The sequence below is a fragment of the Vibrio ziniensis genome (assembly GCF_011064285.1).
GTDB lineage: Bacteria > Pseudomonadota > Gammaproteobacteria > Enterobacterales > Vibrionaceae > Vibrio > Vibrio ziniensis.
The window spans coordinates 482,852-498,347 of the sequence record NZ_CP049331.1 but is presented as its reverse complement, the minus strand read 5'-3'; the positions used below and the strand labels follow the sequence as shown (position 1 = coordinate 498,347).

Here is a 15,496-nt window from a genome sequence, read left to right as displayed (position 1 = left end):
CCAATGAAAAGGCTACAAGTCTAAGAACTCGATGATTTGGGCAGGATAACGTTCAAAATCAATAAAACTGTGGTCCCCCCCCTCTTCCACCGTCTGCTTTGAGTCGGTGTACTTTTCAACAGCTTGGCGGTAATCGAGTACTTCATCTTCTGTCTGTTGTAGCAACCAAAAATCTTGCGGTGATTTCAATACAGGAACATCCAACTCTTTCAACTCTTGAATATGGGACTCATCCAAAACGTAACGCTCTTGGGTATAAGGATTCTCTTGCTCCCCAAGAAAGTCTGCTAAAAGTTCATAAGGTTTGACCGCAGGATTGACTAACACCGCGGGAAAACCAAACTGGGCATTTAGCCAAGTTGATAGATAGCCGCCTAACGAACTTCCAACTAAACCAATTTGGTAATCATTTTTATATTGATTAACCACATCAAGAAGATGCTTTGCTGCTTGAGCAGGGTAACTTGGCAATTTTGGAACAACAACTTTAATATCAGGACGATAATTTCGGCAATATTCACTCATGACTTGCGCTTTGTGCGACAAAGGTGAACTGTTAAAGCCATGAATATAAAGCAGAAGTGTTGGACGTTTTGACATATCAGTATCCACTAGCATCAAAATCTGGTTGGAAAACACCATTAGGTAAGCGTTTTACTGCGCTAATAACCGAACCATCTGAGCATAACTCTAGCTCACGCCAACCTGGTGATGTTTTATCTAGCGCAAATTCATTCGAGTTAGGCTTAAATTGTACGCAAGTCGAAGGCGTTGCCATCACTCTAACGCCTAAGTGTTCTTTATCCATATTCTGATGCACGTGACCACACAATACAGCTTTCACATTGGTGTGGCACTTCACCACATCCCAAAATGATTCACTGTCTTTCAAAGTGTGTTGGTCAAGCCATGCACTTCCAACCAACAAAGGATGATGATGCAGAAGAACCAAAGTATATCGTTCAGGATGCTGAGCCAGCTTCTCTTCTAATAGAACCAACTGATGGTCGCTCAAACGACCATGAGGAACACCGACGACTTGAGAATCAAGCAATACCATCTGCCAGTGTTCACCAAGCAATACATGTTCAGCAGTGCGAATCTGTGGCGAGGGTAATACCCCCCCCATATTGGGTTTATAGTCGTGATTTCCAGGTAACCAGAAGCAGTCTTTTTTCAACAATTGAATACCATCAGAAAAGCGCTGATACGATTCAGCACTATGATCCTGAGAAATATCACCAGTTGCGAGGATGGCGTCATACTGTATTTGCTTGGCACAAATCTCTTTAACTACTGCGCGAAAGCTGTCGGCGGTATTAACGCTGAGCAAGCAGCCGTCATCGGGCGCGAATAAATGTGTATCCGTTATCTGTACAAGCTTTATGCTATCTGGATTGTCTATACTGAGCGACACGTTCAAATTCGATAAACCTAACTATTATGGATGACTAAAATTAATCGGTTGTCGGCTAATTCCATGTTTCAAACAGAAAGTTAGCCAATCACCTAAGAAACGATTAATTTGTGCCTTTTCGTCTTTTTGTACCATTTTCTCGTTCGGATAGTCATGGCGAGCTTTTATCCTACTGAGATGATCACTAGTATGCACTTCTGCTACACGAGCGTCGTGGTACAGCCTGACAGACATGGTTGGTAATGGAAACACTGAAATATCATCACTTTGACAGATCTCCACCAAAGTTGTGTACTTTGTGACTTCTAGCACTTGAAGTTGATATGTCATTTGGGCAGCTTGATAGCAACGTAAATCATCAACACTCGGCTGAGTTGGCAGCAAAGCGTTTAACTTAGCGTAGTTTGTTTCATAAACTCGCATCAGTTCTTTTAGATCTACGTGATATGGTCTTTTCACCATTACTTCAGCCATTCGGTTCTCAAATTCTCGTAATTCAGTTCTAACCACTGTAATGCAATAATAGAAGCACCATTTTCAATGACACCATCTTTTACCAACTGATAAGCCTGCTGGCGGCTCATTACATGTACTTTAATATCCTCACCTTCATAGTCTAAACCATGAATACCTTTTGCTTGTGAGGAATCAACTTCACCGACGTAAACATCTAATTTTTCAGAACATCCACCAGCTGAAGGATAATAAGAGGTTACCGTTTCAATTCGTCCGATTTCAACACCGGCCTCTTCAACCGCTTCTCTTCTTACAACGTCAAGTGCACTTTCGTCACGATCGATAATGCCAGCAACAATTTCTAATTGCCAAGGTCGTTTTTGTTCGAGTGTTCCAACTCGAATTTGTTCAATAATAACCACTTGATCTCGAACGACATCATAAGGCAGTAATGCAGCAGCATGGCCTCTCTCGAAAAGTTCACGCTCAATAGGTTCACTCCACCCGCCTTGAAAAAGCTTATGTTTGAACCGATATTTCACCATACGGAAGAAACCTTGAAATAGAGTCTCTTTTGAAACGATTTCAATATCCTGAGGTGTAAACTCACTGACTGGTCTACCAGGTTGTGACATTTGAGATCTCCCTATAATTATAAAGGGCGGTTTAAATAGCTTAGTTTACTCGTGGTAACAGGCGACTTCCAAGGACATTGCTCAACTTTTCATATAAAAATTATATATTTTTTTAAGTGAAATAAATTTTATATTGCACACATGGATAGTTAAGTGTAAAAAAGTGCAAAGTTTCGAGTAAATTACAACCGAATTCGGTAAACTCTCGAAAAGCCCTCTCACATCATAATAGGCAGGAATAGGACCAATGAAAAAACTGCTTCCAGTATTTATTAGCGTAGCTCTTGGCAGCTTTAGTGCTGCAGTATCGGCTGACGATCTTGCTCAAATATACGATCAGGCGAAACAAAATGATCCTCAATTATTGAGCGCAGCGGCACAACGTGACGCTGCATTTGAAGCAGTAACTTCAAGTCGTAGTAGCTTACTACCACAAATTAACTTAACTGCGGGTTACAACATTAACAGCAGTGACTATGACAAACGTGACAGTGACAAACTCACTGCGGGCATCAGTTTCTCACAAGAACTATACAACCGCTCTAGCTGGGTAACACTCGATACTGCAGAGAAACAAGCTCGCCAAGCAGATGCACAATATGCTGTAGTTCAACAATCTCTTATTCTGCGAGTGGCTCAAGCTTATTTCTCAGTACTGAGTGCACAAGACAGCCTAGAGTTTGTTCGTGCAGAGAAAGCAGCAGTAGGTCGTCAATTAGAACAAACTAAGCAACGCTTTGAAGTAGGCCTATCTGCGATTACTGACGTACATGATGCTCAAGCACAGTACGACAGCGTACTGGCTGACGAAGTGCTTGCTGAAAACACATTGATCAACAGCTATGAGTCATTACGTGAGATTACTGGTCAAGATCATAAAGATTTAAGTGTTCTAGATACCAATCGTTTTTCTGCTAGCCCTTCAGCAGCTTCAATGGATGCATTAGTTGAAGAAGCCCAGCAAAAGAACTTAACTTTGCTGTCATCACGTATAGCTCAAGATGTAGCTAAAGACAGTATTTCATTAGCGAGTTCAGGTCACCTACCATCACTAACCCTTGATGGTGGTTATGCCTTCGGTAAAGAAAACAACGAAGATTCTAGTTCCTATATCGGTGAGGCATACAACGACTTAAGTATCGGAATCAATCTATCTGTACCACTTTACACAGGTGGTAGCGTCAGTTCGAAAACTAAACAAGCTGAGTTCGCATATGTAGCAGCTAGCCAAGATTTGGAAGCATCTTACCGCAGTGTGATCAAAGCAGTTCGTGCCAATAACAACAACATCAATGCTTCAATCGGTGCATTACGCGCTTATGAACAGTCAGTAATTTCTGCTAAATCAGCGCTAGAAGCAACAGAAGCAGGTTTTGATGTAGGTACTCGTACCATTGTGGACGTACTTGATTCTACTCGTAGCTTGTACAACGCAAACAAAAACCTATCAACGGCTCGTTACGAATATATCTTAAGTGTATTGCAGCTACGCCAAGCGGTGGGTTCTCTATCTGAACAAGATATTCTTGATATCAACAGTGGCCTAAAAGCAGCAAAATCAACAAAGACTAAGTAATATTGATAGTACTTTGATTTTACTGATATAAAAAACGCCAGCATGCTGGCGTTTTTTATTTCTCAAAATTTCGGGTAGCAGTAAAGACTATTTAGCCTCTACCACCTTTAATCGCTTCAATGATTTCTGTCGTTGAGCAACCGTCCTCAAAGTTAAGGACTTTGACTTCTCCGCCCGCAGCAATTACCTCTTTACCACCAGCAATATCTTCTGGTTTGTAATCGCCACCTTTAACTAATAAGTCAGGAAGAACTTCTGAAATCAAACGTTGTGGTGTGTCTTCACTGAATGGGACAACCCAATCAACAGCGCCAAGACCAGCCAATACAGCCATACGACGATCCGTTGGGTTGACAGGTCGACCAGGACCTTTCAAACGTTTTACTGATTCATCGGTATTAACAGCAACAATTAGACGGTCGCCCAGTTCACCAGCATGGTTCAGATACGAAACATGCCCTGCATGAAGAATATCGAAACAACCATTAGTCATTACAACTTTCTCACCACGCGCTTGTGCTTTTCGTACCGCTTCAATCAGTGCTTGTTCGCCGATTACACCGTAGTCAGTATCTCTGCTACCGTGAATAGCTTCAGCCAATTCAATGGTAGAGACTGTTGAAGTGCCCAGTTTACCTACTACAACCCCTGCAGCTGCGTTTGCTAACGCACACGCTTCGTCTAAAGGCTTGCCTGCGGCAACCGAAGAGGCCAATACTGAAATGACTGTATCTCCAGCGCCTGTCACGTCATAGACTTCTTTTGCCTGAGTTGGCAGGTGGAAAGGTTCCATGCCACGACGCAACAGTGTCATACCATGTTCACTACGAGTGACTAGCAGAGCATCAAGATCGTATTTTTCGATCAGACTTAAGCCTTTTTCAGCTAAGTCTTGATCCGATTTTACTTTACCGACTACATGTTCAAACTCAGAAAGATTCGGAGTTAACAAAGTTGCGCCACGGTAACGTTCAAAGTCTGCGCCTTTAGGATCAATGAATACAGGTATATTCGCTGCCCGTGCTTTTTTAATAAACAGCTGAACATGCTCAAGTGCGCCTTTCGCATAATCCGATAAAATAACAGCTTGTACATTTGGCAGAGCAGATTCCATACGCGACAGAATTAATTCTGGATCAGTGTTTTCGAACTTATCTTCAAAATCTAAACGAATAAGTTGCTGACCACGGCTTAACACACGCAGTTTTGTAATCGTTGGGTAGTCCGGTAATGCAACAAAATCACATGACACTTTCAGTGATGTTAGCTTGTCACTTAATACTTGAGCAGGTTCATCAATCCCTGTTAAACCAACGAGATGCGCATGACCGCCTAGTGAAGCAATGTTCATTGCAACGTTAGCAGCACCACCCGGACGCTCTTCGTTTTTCTCTACTTTTACTACGGGTACAGGGGCTTCTGGTGAAATACGACCAGTAGGACCATGCCAGTATCTATCAAGCATGACGTCGCCAATAATTAATACCCCTGCATCACTGTAGTCAGGTAGGATTGGTTTCATTATGGATCTCCAATAACGGTTTCTGAGCTGAGTTTATCACAGCCTTATACGGGTCTAATAGTTAGATTATTAACCTAGCCACTGATTCCAAACATGTTTTACAACTTCTCGCTCATGGGCAAACTTACTTTCATCGACATCTGCGTCTTGATTGACCAAATTGCGATGGTGAATTTGATCTCGCATCGCCGTATAAGCATGAGTTAGCGCCATTGCTTGTTCTTCTTCGAGAACACCTTGAATCAATAAAGACTCAAAGATACGCACGTTATCAGACCATCGCGTTAGCTTCGGTTGTTCATGGCTAAAACGTAAGACCAAATACTGAGCCAAAAATTCAATATCCGTAATACCGCCTTCGTCTTGTTTGATCATAAATCGACCGGGCTTTTTACCACCGAGGTGATCGCGCATTTTGATTCGCATATCCACCACCTCTTGCTTGAGTTTTGCTTCTTCTCTAGGCAGAGACAAAATGTTATGCCGTATCTGTGCAAAAGCTTCTTGTAAAGGGGCATCGCCATAAATCATACGTGCTCTTACTAATGCCTGGTGTTCCCAAGTCCAAGCATCTTGGCGTTGGTAATCTTCAAACGCTTCCGTTGGGCTAACCAGTAAACCTGAAACGCCTGAAGGCCTCAAACGTGTGTCTACTTCGTATAGTATTCCAGAAGCCGTTCTCACTGAGAATATATGAACAATACGTTGAGCCAAACGAAGATAAAACTGACGACCATCTATCTCTTTAACACCATCAGTGTAGGCGCTAACGGGGCAGTCATGCATAAACACAATATCGAGATCAGAGTTATAACCAAGCTCCCACCCCCCGACTTTGCCATAGCCAATCACCGCAAAGCCTTTTCCTTCGCGATCTTTTAAGTGAGTTGGCTGACCATATTTCGCCGTTACTTGTAGCCAAGCTTGGTTCACAACAGCCTCAACAATCGCCTCTGCAAGATAAGTTAAGTGATCACTCACTTTCATCACTGGCAACACATCTGCAATATCAGCGGCTGCAATTTTCAGAATACAAATTTGCTTAAACTGACGCAGAGCCTCCATCTGTTGCTCCATGTCATCTTCAGGAATACGAGCAAGGAAATCTCTCAACTCCGTCTTGTAACTTTCCAAAGGAATAGGATTATAGAGATGTTGAGGATCAATCAACTCATCAAGGAGTATTGGGTGACGAGCAAGTTGCTCAGAAATCATCGAACTTGCGGTACACAATCGAACCAACTGAACTAGTGCGGCAGGGTGTTCATCGAGTAGCTCAAGATAAGTAGTACGAGTTGCAATACTGTGTAGTAAAGAGAGTACTCTTGATAAGCCAAACTTAGCATCGGGATGATCGAAAATAGCCTGATAGACCTTTGGCATCAAACGGTTAATAACCTCTCTTCCTCTAGGTCCAATAGTACGTTTTGCTAAGTCATCCTTAAAACCAATGATAGTATCGACAATCTCTGGTACATCTTGCATAGCCAGTTCATTCTCAACAATGCTTTCAATCAACTCTCGGTTATGACTCATATCCCACAACTCATGAAAATGTGCAGCAAGTGTACTTTCATCCTGCTCATCCTCTTCACCAATCAGAGCAGAGAACACCGCATGCACGTTCGCCATCTGTTGCTTAACTTGACTATCCAGTGCTTTCCAAGACTCAAAGCCCATAGCAAAAGCGAGTCTCAGTTGATCATCCGCTTTGTCAGGCAATGTTTGAGTTTGTTTGTCAGCTAAGGCTTGAAGTAGATTTTCAAGGCGGCGTAAGAAATAATACGCTTCTCTTAAATGCTCGACTTCCTTTTTCTCCAGCAGTTGCAATTCATCAATGGCTTCTAGAGTTTCGAGTAATCCACGATGACGCAAACTTGGCTCACGACCGCCACGAATCAACTGGAACACCTGAGCGATAAATTCAATTTCTCGAATCCCGCCAGCACCTAACTTAATATTGTTACTGAGTCCACGGCGTCGAACTTCACTGCTGATCATAGACTTCATTCGTCGAAGAGACTGAATCGCGCTAAAATCGATATAACGACGAAATACAAATGGACGCAGCATTTGTCGAAGCTCTTGGTATTGGGTATACATTTCGCGTCCCATAACGCGGGCTTTCACCATTGCATAACGTTCCCAATCTCTGCCCTGCTCCTGATAATAATCTTCTAAAGCTGCATAGCTCATGACCAGTGGGCCGCTTTCCCCAAACGGACGAAGTCTCATATCAACGCGGTAGCAAAAGCCGTCGAAAGTTTGTTGGTCGAGCATCTTAATGATTCTCTGACCTAGGCGAGTAAAAAACTGAGCGTTGGCTATGCTACGACGATGTCCCTGAGTTTCACCGTTTTCGGGATAAGTAAAAATCAGATCGATATCAGAAGAGAAATTCAGTTCACCACCACCTAATTTCCCCATCCCCATGATTAGCATCGGCTGAGCTTCACCAAATGCATTACAGGGAGTTCCCCACTCCTGACAACAAGCTTTGTATTGCCATTGATAGGTCTCAAAAATCAGCGCTTCCGCAAGTTGAGACAAATGTTCGAAGCTCTCATCCAACGACCAGGTATTAAGAAAATCACGCCACGCGATATAAACCATTTCTCGGTTACGGAACTGACGTAAAATACGTAATCCACTGATTTCATCTGTGCATGCTGAAAGCTGTTCGAAAAGACGTTCTCGGTACAATTCACAACGAGAGCCGTCGTTAAGCATATCCGGTAGTGAACGGCACAAAGCTTCATCACGCATCAAAGTTTCATAGACAAACTTACTCAGCCCGATAACGGTTTTTAGCTGTGTTTGCTGCTCACTGCTCCATTGAGCAATCACTGACTGCTGCTCTAGCAAATGGATGAACTGTTGAGTTGCATAATCGTCAAGAAGAGATGGCAATGGCATGATTAGTCCTTGTTGAAGCAGATAGCTCTAAGAAAAGTGCTGTAACTATACCTAAACTCATTGAAGGGTATATCAAATTAAGTGTAATAAAAAACGCCCACAAGCGAATTGTGGGCGTTTATGCATGACTTAATGGTGTATTATAAATGATTAAACTTTAAACTCAGTGATTTTACTGTCTAATTCTTGAGCATTCGCCTGCATCACTTCTGACGTTTCAAGTAATTCTGTTACGACAGTAACCGACGCTTCAACAAGCTCTCTCACATTGGTTAAGTTTTGGTTCATTTCTTCTGCTACGCTGCTTTGTTGACCTGCAGCAGTCGCAATTTGGAAGTTCATGTCATTAATTTGCTGAACCTGCGCTACGATGCCATCAAGCTCAGAACCCGCATTTGTCACAAGTTCTACGCCTTCTGCCACTTCTACCACACTCTTTTCCATCAGCTCTACTGCTGACTTTGCACTGTTTTGAAGCTGAGAGATCATCTCTTGTATTTCTACGGTCGCTTTCTGAGTGCGCTGAGCCAGATTACGAACTTCATCGGCAACTACAGCGAAGCCACGTCCAGCTTCACCCGCACGCGCAGCTTCAATCGCTGCGTTTAAAGCCAGCAAGTTAGTTTGCTCAGAGATACTTTGAATCGTACCGACAACGCTACTGATAGACTCAACTCGCTCTTCAACTTGGTTTACAGCCTGAGCAGATTTAGAGATATCTTTTGATAGTTCACTCATTTTTCCAACCGTGCTTTTCACAAAGCGTTGACCTGTTTGAGCTTGCTTTGAGGCATTCTCTGTCAACGAAGAAGCACTCTGAGCATGTCCAGCAACGGTTTGTACCGTCGATGACATCTCACTCATCGCTGTGGCTAGCTGGTCAATTTCATTAAACTCTTCTTGAGCCGATTCTTTGGTTTCAGACATGCTCAGTGTCATGATTTCCGTCATCGCGGTAAGCTCTTGAGATGCATCTACTTGAGCAAGAATCAGTTCTTTCAATTGAAGACGAGTTTTTTCTAACTCACGTGCCACGTCACCATACTCGTCTTTACAATCCATATTGATAACAACGGACAAATCTCGACGCGCCATCTGTTTAATAGACTCACTCAGATATTGTGTTTGTCGCAGCATTACGCGTGCAGCAAAAAGCAGTAACACAACAAAAACAGCTATCATCAAGCCAGTTTGCCAGATCACTTGCACTATATAATCATCGTAATGTTTTTGTGCGACTTCTGCGTTTTGAGTTGCGGAGAAAAGAGCGTTATAAAAGGTGTTAGCATCCCAAAGCTGTTTACAAATGATCAGTAATGTACTGAATGCCATCAGCATTACCATTTTAGGAACAAGGCGAACGTTGGTTATTACACGTTCCCATGGCTTAAATGCCATTGTTGTCATTGTCATGCCTCCACAATGTCTTATATATTGAAAAACACTTATCTATCACCAAAACAGTGATAAATTTCACGCACTTTGAATTATTTCGAGCCTCGTATGAAAAACAATAGTATCAAAGATGAAACAAAACCTATGGGATTACTGTCACTCATTTTGTCTTTCTTAGCGCTATTTGTGATCTCAGGCTTACTATTCTTTCCGATAGAAGAAGAAATGCGCCATCTATTTATCGGCTTAGACTTTCTTATATGTAGTATTTTTGTCTTACAACTTTGTGTAGATTTGATCCGAAGCGCAGATCGGCTGCAATTTATGAAAACCCACTGGATCGATTTTCTGGCTAGTATTCCGATGATCGAACCACTGCGTTATGCCCGAATCTTTCAAATTCTTCGAATAATTTTAGTGGTGCGTTCAGGAAGAACCATCTTGAAACAGTTATTGGCAAATCGCAGAGAAACCACCATTGCCTCTATTTTGCTCTTGCTAGTCCTTATGATGACCTTGGGTTCTAGCTTTATGCTGTTTGTTGAATCAAAAGATCCTCATGCCAATATTCAATCAGGCGGAGATGCACTGTGGTGGGCTTTAGTGACTATTTCAACTGTGGGTTATGGGGATCATTTTCCAGTCACTACTGCTGGAAGACTTATCGCAACAGCAATGATCCTTTGTGGGGTAGGTATTTTCGGTATGATTTCGGGCTTGATAACATCACTACTCACCTCTCCTGACAAAACACAACTGTTACATGCGCAAAGAGACCAAGAGCTCCTGCATCAGATAGTTGTTCAACAAAATGAGATACTGCGTCGAGTCGGTAAACTAGAAAACAAGGTAGAATCCCCAGAACACCGCAAGTCCTAAAGAACACAAAAAAGGGATACCAAAAGGCATCCCTAATTCATTACACACACTCTAAATTAGTCACGCCAGTACGGATGTGCTTCCACACCAATAATTCGAGTCTGCTCCATAGCATGTAAAATCGAGTTTTCTTGACGAATTAACCAGCGTTGTAGTTGTTCTTTTTCCTCGCCTTCCAACTTATCAACAAACGGCTCTAACGCTCTCAAAGTTAACAAGTCATCAATGCCGTGCAGCAAATCAGCCCAAGGCATACGAAATGAGTTACGCTCTTCTACATCATACAAACTCGCTAAACCAATCCCGGTATAGAGATTTCGCATTAAACGATATTGCTGATCAATATACTCTTGGCTAGACAAATGATGCTCTGGTGGGAATGACTCCATGAGCTCAGCCCAAGTTCTGTCTAACTGCTTCGCAGAAAAACGAAGAATATTATTCGACATTTTTTCACGTGCTTTTTCATCAAGAAACGGCTGCCATCCGCGGGTCAAAATCCAACGGCTCAAATCAAGTAACAAGCCTGTATAACGTGCAGAATTAAGCAAACGCAAGTTTTCTTCTCGCTGAGGCAAACTATCTTGCTGCTCTTTCAAACCTGCGACTAAGAACTTACGAGCATCCAACTTACGCAGCGCGTAGCCTTTGTCTTCAAGTAAATCTTCAAGGTAATCATAAGTTTTCAGCCAGCTAAGCTCTTCTTCTAACCACTTCAACTCTTGACGTAAAATGGCACTAGCTCTGCGAGGAACAACTCCACCATAAATACTCAAGATTTGGCGAATAAGGCGGATGCTGTTACTTATTTCATGAAGTGCTGGAATCGAATCACGTTCAGTGTAAATCTGCTCATGGTAATGCCAATGAGATAGAGCATGTTCAAGTGAGTTAATCAGACAGAACTCAACGCTATCTTGACCACTGGTGTTAACTAAACTCAGCGGTTTCACTTCATCACCCTGATAATCCGCTGCGAGACGATACCCTCTTGCCGCTTTGCTCAAGTTACCTAAACGCATACCACCGTTATCGCAGAACTGGCGAGCGAGGGTAAACAAAGCATCGGTCTGGCCCGATTTCAGCTCTAATTCAACTTCGCATATGGGATACTCTTTATCCCCTGCAATCACTAAACCTTGGTCAAAAGCGACTTCCACCTGGCTGCCATCTGGCATACCGATAAGCCATTGTTCACGCGTAAAATTAGTAGAGAAAAGAGCATTAAGCTCAGATTGCAGCACGTCAACCTCTTTTCCTTGAGGCCAAATATCAGAAGGGTGAAGCGATAAATCAGGCTCATTGCTTTGATGTTCAGCATTGAATTCAGGTCTTTGATGTAGGCCAGCAACGACACGTCCTGCCGTTTTTACTGTTTGAACATAAACATCATCGAAGCGTCGTATTCTTAACCCAATATCATGTTGACGTAACCAATTATCAGGAGTATCAAAATACGTATTACCTAACTCTCGACAACTGTGCTGAAGTACTTTTGTATCAGAGATTTTTTGACGTAAAATTTCTGAAAACTCTGGTGACACAAAAAACTTCAGTTCTATCTCGGTTTCCATATTTAACCCTTTCAAAGCAGATACCGAAAGGATATTGCCTAAAACGCAGCGGAGCAAGAGTGAAATATAAGCCGTTTGATGATCTAAAACAGTTTTCATGACACTGTTAATGGGTTAACATGCGCGCCTTTATAGCCATCGCTCAACATTTAGCCATAGAATGGTGTATGTTTTTATAAGGTTATAGTTATTAGGTTGAATGACCATGCCAGTAAATACAATTATGGGGTTATTTGCAAAGTCCCCTATAAAGCCTTTGCAACGACACGTAGTGTGTGTAAACGAATGCTGTTCCCATCTAGTGCCTTTCTTTGAAGTTTGTGCCACTGGAGATTGGGAAAAAGCAGCAGAGATCCGTGCACAAATTTCTCATCTTGAGAAAGAAGCTGATGTGTTAAAGCGCGAAATCCGCCTTAAACTTCCTCGTGGTTTGTTTATGCCTGTAGACCGTACAGACATGCTCGAACTTCTCACTCAGCAAGATAAGCTTGCCAACCTAGCAAAAGACATTTCAGGTCGTGTTGTTGGGCGTCAACTGATCATTCCTGAGCCTCTCCAAGCTGACTTTCTGATTTATGTGAAACGTTGCCTAGATGCTGCGGATCAAGCACAGAAAGTTATCAACGAGCTAGACGAATTGTTAGAGACTGGTTTTAAAGGCCGTGAAGTAACACTCGTAGCTGAAATGATTCATCAATTGGATGAGATTGAAGACGATACTGATGCTATTCAAGTACGTCTACGTCAAAAGCTAAGAACCCTAGAATCTTCGCTGAATACAATTGATGTTATGTTCTTATACAAGATTTTTGAATGGGTTGGCGGTATTGCTGATCAGGCGCAGCGCGTAGGTGCTCGTCTAGAAGTGATGCTTTCTCGCTCATAAATTTGAAGTTAACCAAATAACTAAGAGCTATTTTTATTAAACAGCAGTAAGCGTTAAATTTTTTATCGCCAACGGTTTAAATGTGTGCAGAAAACACGAAGAAATAGCTCCGCTTGTTATAAACAACTAGGTATAAAGATGGATATCCTTGCTAACTACGGCACTGTCCTGATTATTGTTGCTGCCATTTTTGGTTTCTTAATGGCTATCGGTATTGGTGCAAACGACGTTGCAAACGCAATGGGAACATCAGTTGGTTCTAAAGCGCTAACAGTTAAACAAGCGATTCTTATCGCGATGGTATTTGAATTTGCCGGTGCTTATTTAGCCGGCGGTGAAGTAACTGACACAATCCGTCAGGGTGTTATTGACACTTCACTCTTTGCCAATCATCCTGACGTTCTAATTTACGGTATGATGTCGGCACTCTTAGCAGCCGGTACTTGGTTACTGCTTGCTTCATACATGGGCTGGCCAGTATCAACAACTCACTCAATCATTGGTGCAATCATCGGTTTCGCCTGTGTATCTTTCGGCACAGAAGCCGTGGATTGGAGTTCTGTTAAAGGTATCGTTGGTAGCTGGATTGTTACCCCTCTGATTTCAGGTATTTTTGCCTACTTCATCTTCATTAGTGCTCAACGCCTAATTTTCGATACCGAAAAGCCTCTGCTCAACGCTAAGCGCTTTGTCCCGGTATACATGTTCATCACAACAATGGTGATTGCACTTGTAACCATCAAAAAAGGTCTTAAGCACGTTGGCCTTCACCTTTCGAACTCAGAAGCTTGGGTTTGGGCTGCTGCAGTGTCGGCTCTGGTGATGGTTGGTGGTTACTTATATATCCAGAAGAAATTCGCAAATCGCGAAGATGACCACAGCTTTGCTGGTGTAGAAAGTATCTTTAGCGTACTAATGGTTATCACAGCGTGTGCAATGGCATTCGCTCATGGTTCAAATGACGTTGCTAACGCGATCGGTCCACTGTCTGCAGTTGTTTCTACTATTGAACACATGGGTGAAATATCAGCGAAAAGTGCTATTGCTTGGTGGATCCTACCTCTAGGTGGTTTCGGTATCGTAGTTGGTCTGGCAACTATGGGGCACAAAGTAATGGCGACTGTGGGTACTGGTATTACAGAATTAACGCCTAGCCGCGGTTTCGCAGCTCAGCTTGCAACCGCATCTACAGTAGTACTAGCATCTGGTACTGGTCTACCAATTTCAACGACACAAACATTGGTTGGTGCTGTTCTTGGTGTTGGCTTTGCTCGTGGTATCGCAGCTCTAAACCTTGGTGTTGTACGTAACATCGTTGCATCATGGATTGTAACACTCCCTGCTGGTGCATTACTTGCTGTTGTGTTCTTCTACGCTATTCAAGGCATCTTCGCTTAATATATTAAGTCAGTGCTATGTAAAGGCGATGTCATTATTGACTCAAACGCACATAAAGGGAGGCTTTGCCTCCCTTCTTTGTTGCACCAGAATAAGAAACTTTTTACTATTTGCCACATGAGCGTATACCTAAATTTATTACTAAGGGATTTACCGTGAAAAAACTTATCTGCATGGTGTTATTTTCCATGTTAGCAAGCCCTGTGTTTGCCCAAGACCGTTACATCGCTGATAAACTGTTTACTTATATGCATTCTGGTCCAAGCAACCAATATCGTATTATCGGCAGCATTGACGCAGGTGAGAAAGTTCAGTTAGTTTCAACCAACAAAGAAAGCGACTACAGCGAAGTTGTCGACTCTCGTGGTCGTAGAGGTTGGGTTGAAAGCCGTTTTGTAACTCGTGATGTCAGCATGGCCGTGCGTTTACCACAACTTGAAAAAGAGTTGACTCAGGTAAAATCACAATTAGCCAATGCACGTCAAAGTGCTGATTCTGAAAAAGCAGGTTTAGTGGAATCTTTGGATGTTCGTAACCAACAGATCGCACAACTTGAACAGAACTATAGTGAAATCAGCAAGCAGCTAACATCGTCTCAAACAGAGATCCGTGAACTACGCGCTAAACTGGATACCCAAAAAGAAGATTTACTACTGAAATACTTCACTTATGGTGGTGGTGTTGCTGGTATTGGTTTGCTATTGGGTCTAATTCTTCCGCACATTATTCCACGACGTAAACGCAACCCAGCAGGCTGGGCATAAGCTCTATCAAGTAAAAAGGTCACTCTATAGTGACCTTTTTATTTAACTTAATTCGACCGTTCTAGTTTGGATTCAACC

The 15,496-nt window shown here is 42.5% G+C and carries 12 protein-coding genes and 1 pseudogene; 5 read left to right on the top strand and 8 right to left on the bottom strand.

Features of this window, described 5'->3' with window-relative positions; all coding sequences use genetic code 11:
* Window positions 1-12: 12 nt before the first annotated feature.
* From yqiA to nudF, 4 genes are read right to left on the bottom strand one after another with little or no spacing between them, the layout of a single operon-like run.
* A complete protein-coding gene (gene yqiA / locus G5S32_RS02330; RefSeq protein ID WP_165310298.1) occupies window positions 13-600 on the bottom strand; it encodes an esterase YqiA in 588 nt (195 codons plus the stop codon).
* Between the two features lies 1 nt (window position 601).
* The gene (gene cpdA / locus G5S32_RS02325; RefSeq protein ID WP_165310297.1) at window positions 602-1,423 is read right to left on the bottom strand and encodes a 3',5'-cyclic-AMP phosphodiesterase; all 822 of its coding nucleotides are present in this window, start codon (window positions 1,421-1,423) and stop codon (window positions 602-604) included.
* Window positions 1,424-1,441: 18 nt separating this feature from the next.
* Complete coding sequence (locus G5S32_RS02320) at window positions 1,442-1,891, bottom strand: DUF1249 family protein (protein WP_165310296.1); 450 nt, start codon at window positions 1,889-1,891, stop codon at window positions 1,442-1,444.
* A complete protein-coding gene (nudF, locus tag G5S32_RS02315; protein ID WP_165310295.1) occupies window positions 1,879-2,508 on the bottom strand; it encodes an ADP-ribose diphosphatase in 630 nt (209 codons plus the stop codon). The genes G5S32_RS02320 and nudF overlap by 13 nt, the downstream gene beginning before the upstream one ends.
* A gap of 247 nt (window positions 2,509-2,755) precedes the next feature.
* On the opposite strand from nudF, the gene tolC reads away from it, so the two are divergent.
* Window positions 2,756-4,084 carry an outer membrane channel protein TolC gene (tolC, locus tag G5S32_RS02310; RefSeq protein WP_165310294.1) on the top strand — a complete coding sequence of 443 codons (1,329 nt, stop codon included), beginning with the start codon at window positions 2,756-2,758 and terminating at the stop codon, window positions 4,082-4,084.
* A 91-nt stretch (window positions 4,085-4,175) separates the two neighbouring features.
* Here the strand turns inward: tolC and hldE are convergent, their stop codons facing one another.
* The 3 genes and pseudogenes from hldE to G5S32_RS02295 form a co-directional block, all read right to left on the bottom strand.
* Window positions 4,176-5,606 (bottom strand): bifunctional D-glycero-beta-D-manno-heptose-7-phosphate kinase/D-glycero-beta-D-manno-heptose 1-phosphate adenylyltransferase HldE, encoded by a 1,431-nt coding sequence (gene hldE, locus G5S32_RS02305; RefSeq protein WP_165310293.1) that lies wholly within the window; start codon window positions 5,604-5,606, stop codon window positions 4,176-4,178.
* Between the two features lie 69 nt (window positions 5,607-5,675).
* A pseudogene (glnE, locus tag G5S32_RS02300) lies at window positions 5,676-8,441 on the bottom strand (bifunctional [glutamate--ammonia ligase]-adenylyl-L-tyrosine phosphorylase/[glutamate--ammonia-ligase] adenylyltransferase); the annotation flags it as partial.
* 231 nt (window positions 8,442-8,672) lie between these two features.
* On the bottom strand, window positions 8,673-9,929 hold the full coding sequence (locus G5S32_RS02295; RefSeq protein WP_165310291.1) for a methyl-accepting chemotaxis protein: 1,257 nt from the start codon (window positions 9,927-9,929) through the stop codon (window positions 8,673-8,675).
* A gap of 96 nt (window positions 9,930-10,025) precedes the next feature.
* Here G5S32_RS02295 and G5S32_RS02290 point away from each other — a divergent pair, with 96 nt between their 5' ends.
* Window positions 10,026-10,796, top strand: coding sequence for a potassium channel family protein (locus G5S32_RS02290; RefSeq protein WP_165310290.1), 771 nt, complete (start codon window positions 10,026-10,028; stop codon window positions 10,794-10,796).
* A 56-nt stretch (window positions 10,797-10,852) separates the two neighbouring features.
* Here G5S32_RS02290 and G5S32_RS02285 read toward each other — a convergent pair whose 3' ends face one another.
* The gene (locus G5S32_RS02285; protein ID WP_165310289.1) at window positions 10,853-12,370 is read right to left on the bottom strand and encodes a CYTH and CHAD domain-containing protein; all 1,518 of its coding nucleotides are present in this window, start codon (window positions 12,368-12,370) and stop codon (window positions 10,853-10,855) included.
* Window positions 12,371-12,575: 205 nt separating this feature from the next.
* Between G5S32_RS02285 and G5S32_RS02280 the strand changes: the two genes are divergently transcribed.
* From G5S32_RS02280 to G5S32_RS02270, 3 genes are all read left to right on the top strand, one after another.
* On the top strand, window positions 12,576-13,256 hold the full coding sequence (locus G5S32_RS02280) for a TIGR00153 family protein (protein ID WP_165310288.1): 681 nt from the start codon (window positions 12,576-12,578) through the stop codon (window positions 13,254-13,256).
* A 138-nt stretch (window positions 13,257-13,394) separates the two neighbouring features.
* Entirely contained in the window at window positions 13,395-14,654 is a 1,260-nt protein-coding gene (locus G5S32_RS02275) for an inorganic phosphate transporter (protein ID WP_165310287.1), read from the top strand.
* A gap of 155 nt (window positions 14,655-14,809) precedes the next feature.
* The gene (locus G5S32_RS02270; protein WP_165310286.1) at window positions 14,810-15,418 is read left to right on the top strand and encodes a TIGR04211 family SH3 domain-containing protein; all 609 of its coding nucleotides are present in this window, start codon (window positions 14,810-14,812) and stop codon (window positions 15,416-15,418) included.
* The last annotated feature ends 78 nt before the right edge of the window (window positions 15,419-15,496 follow it).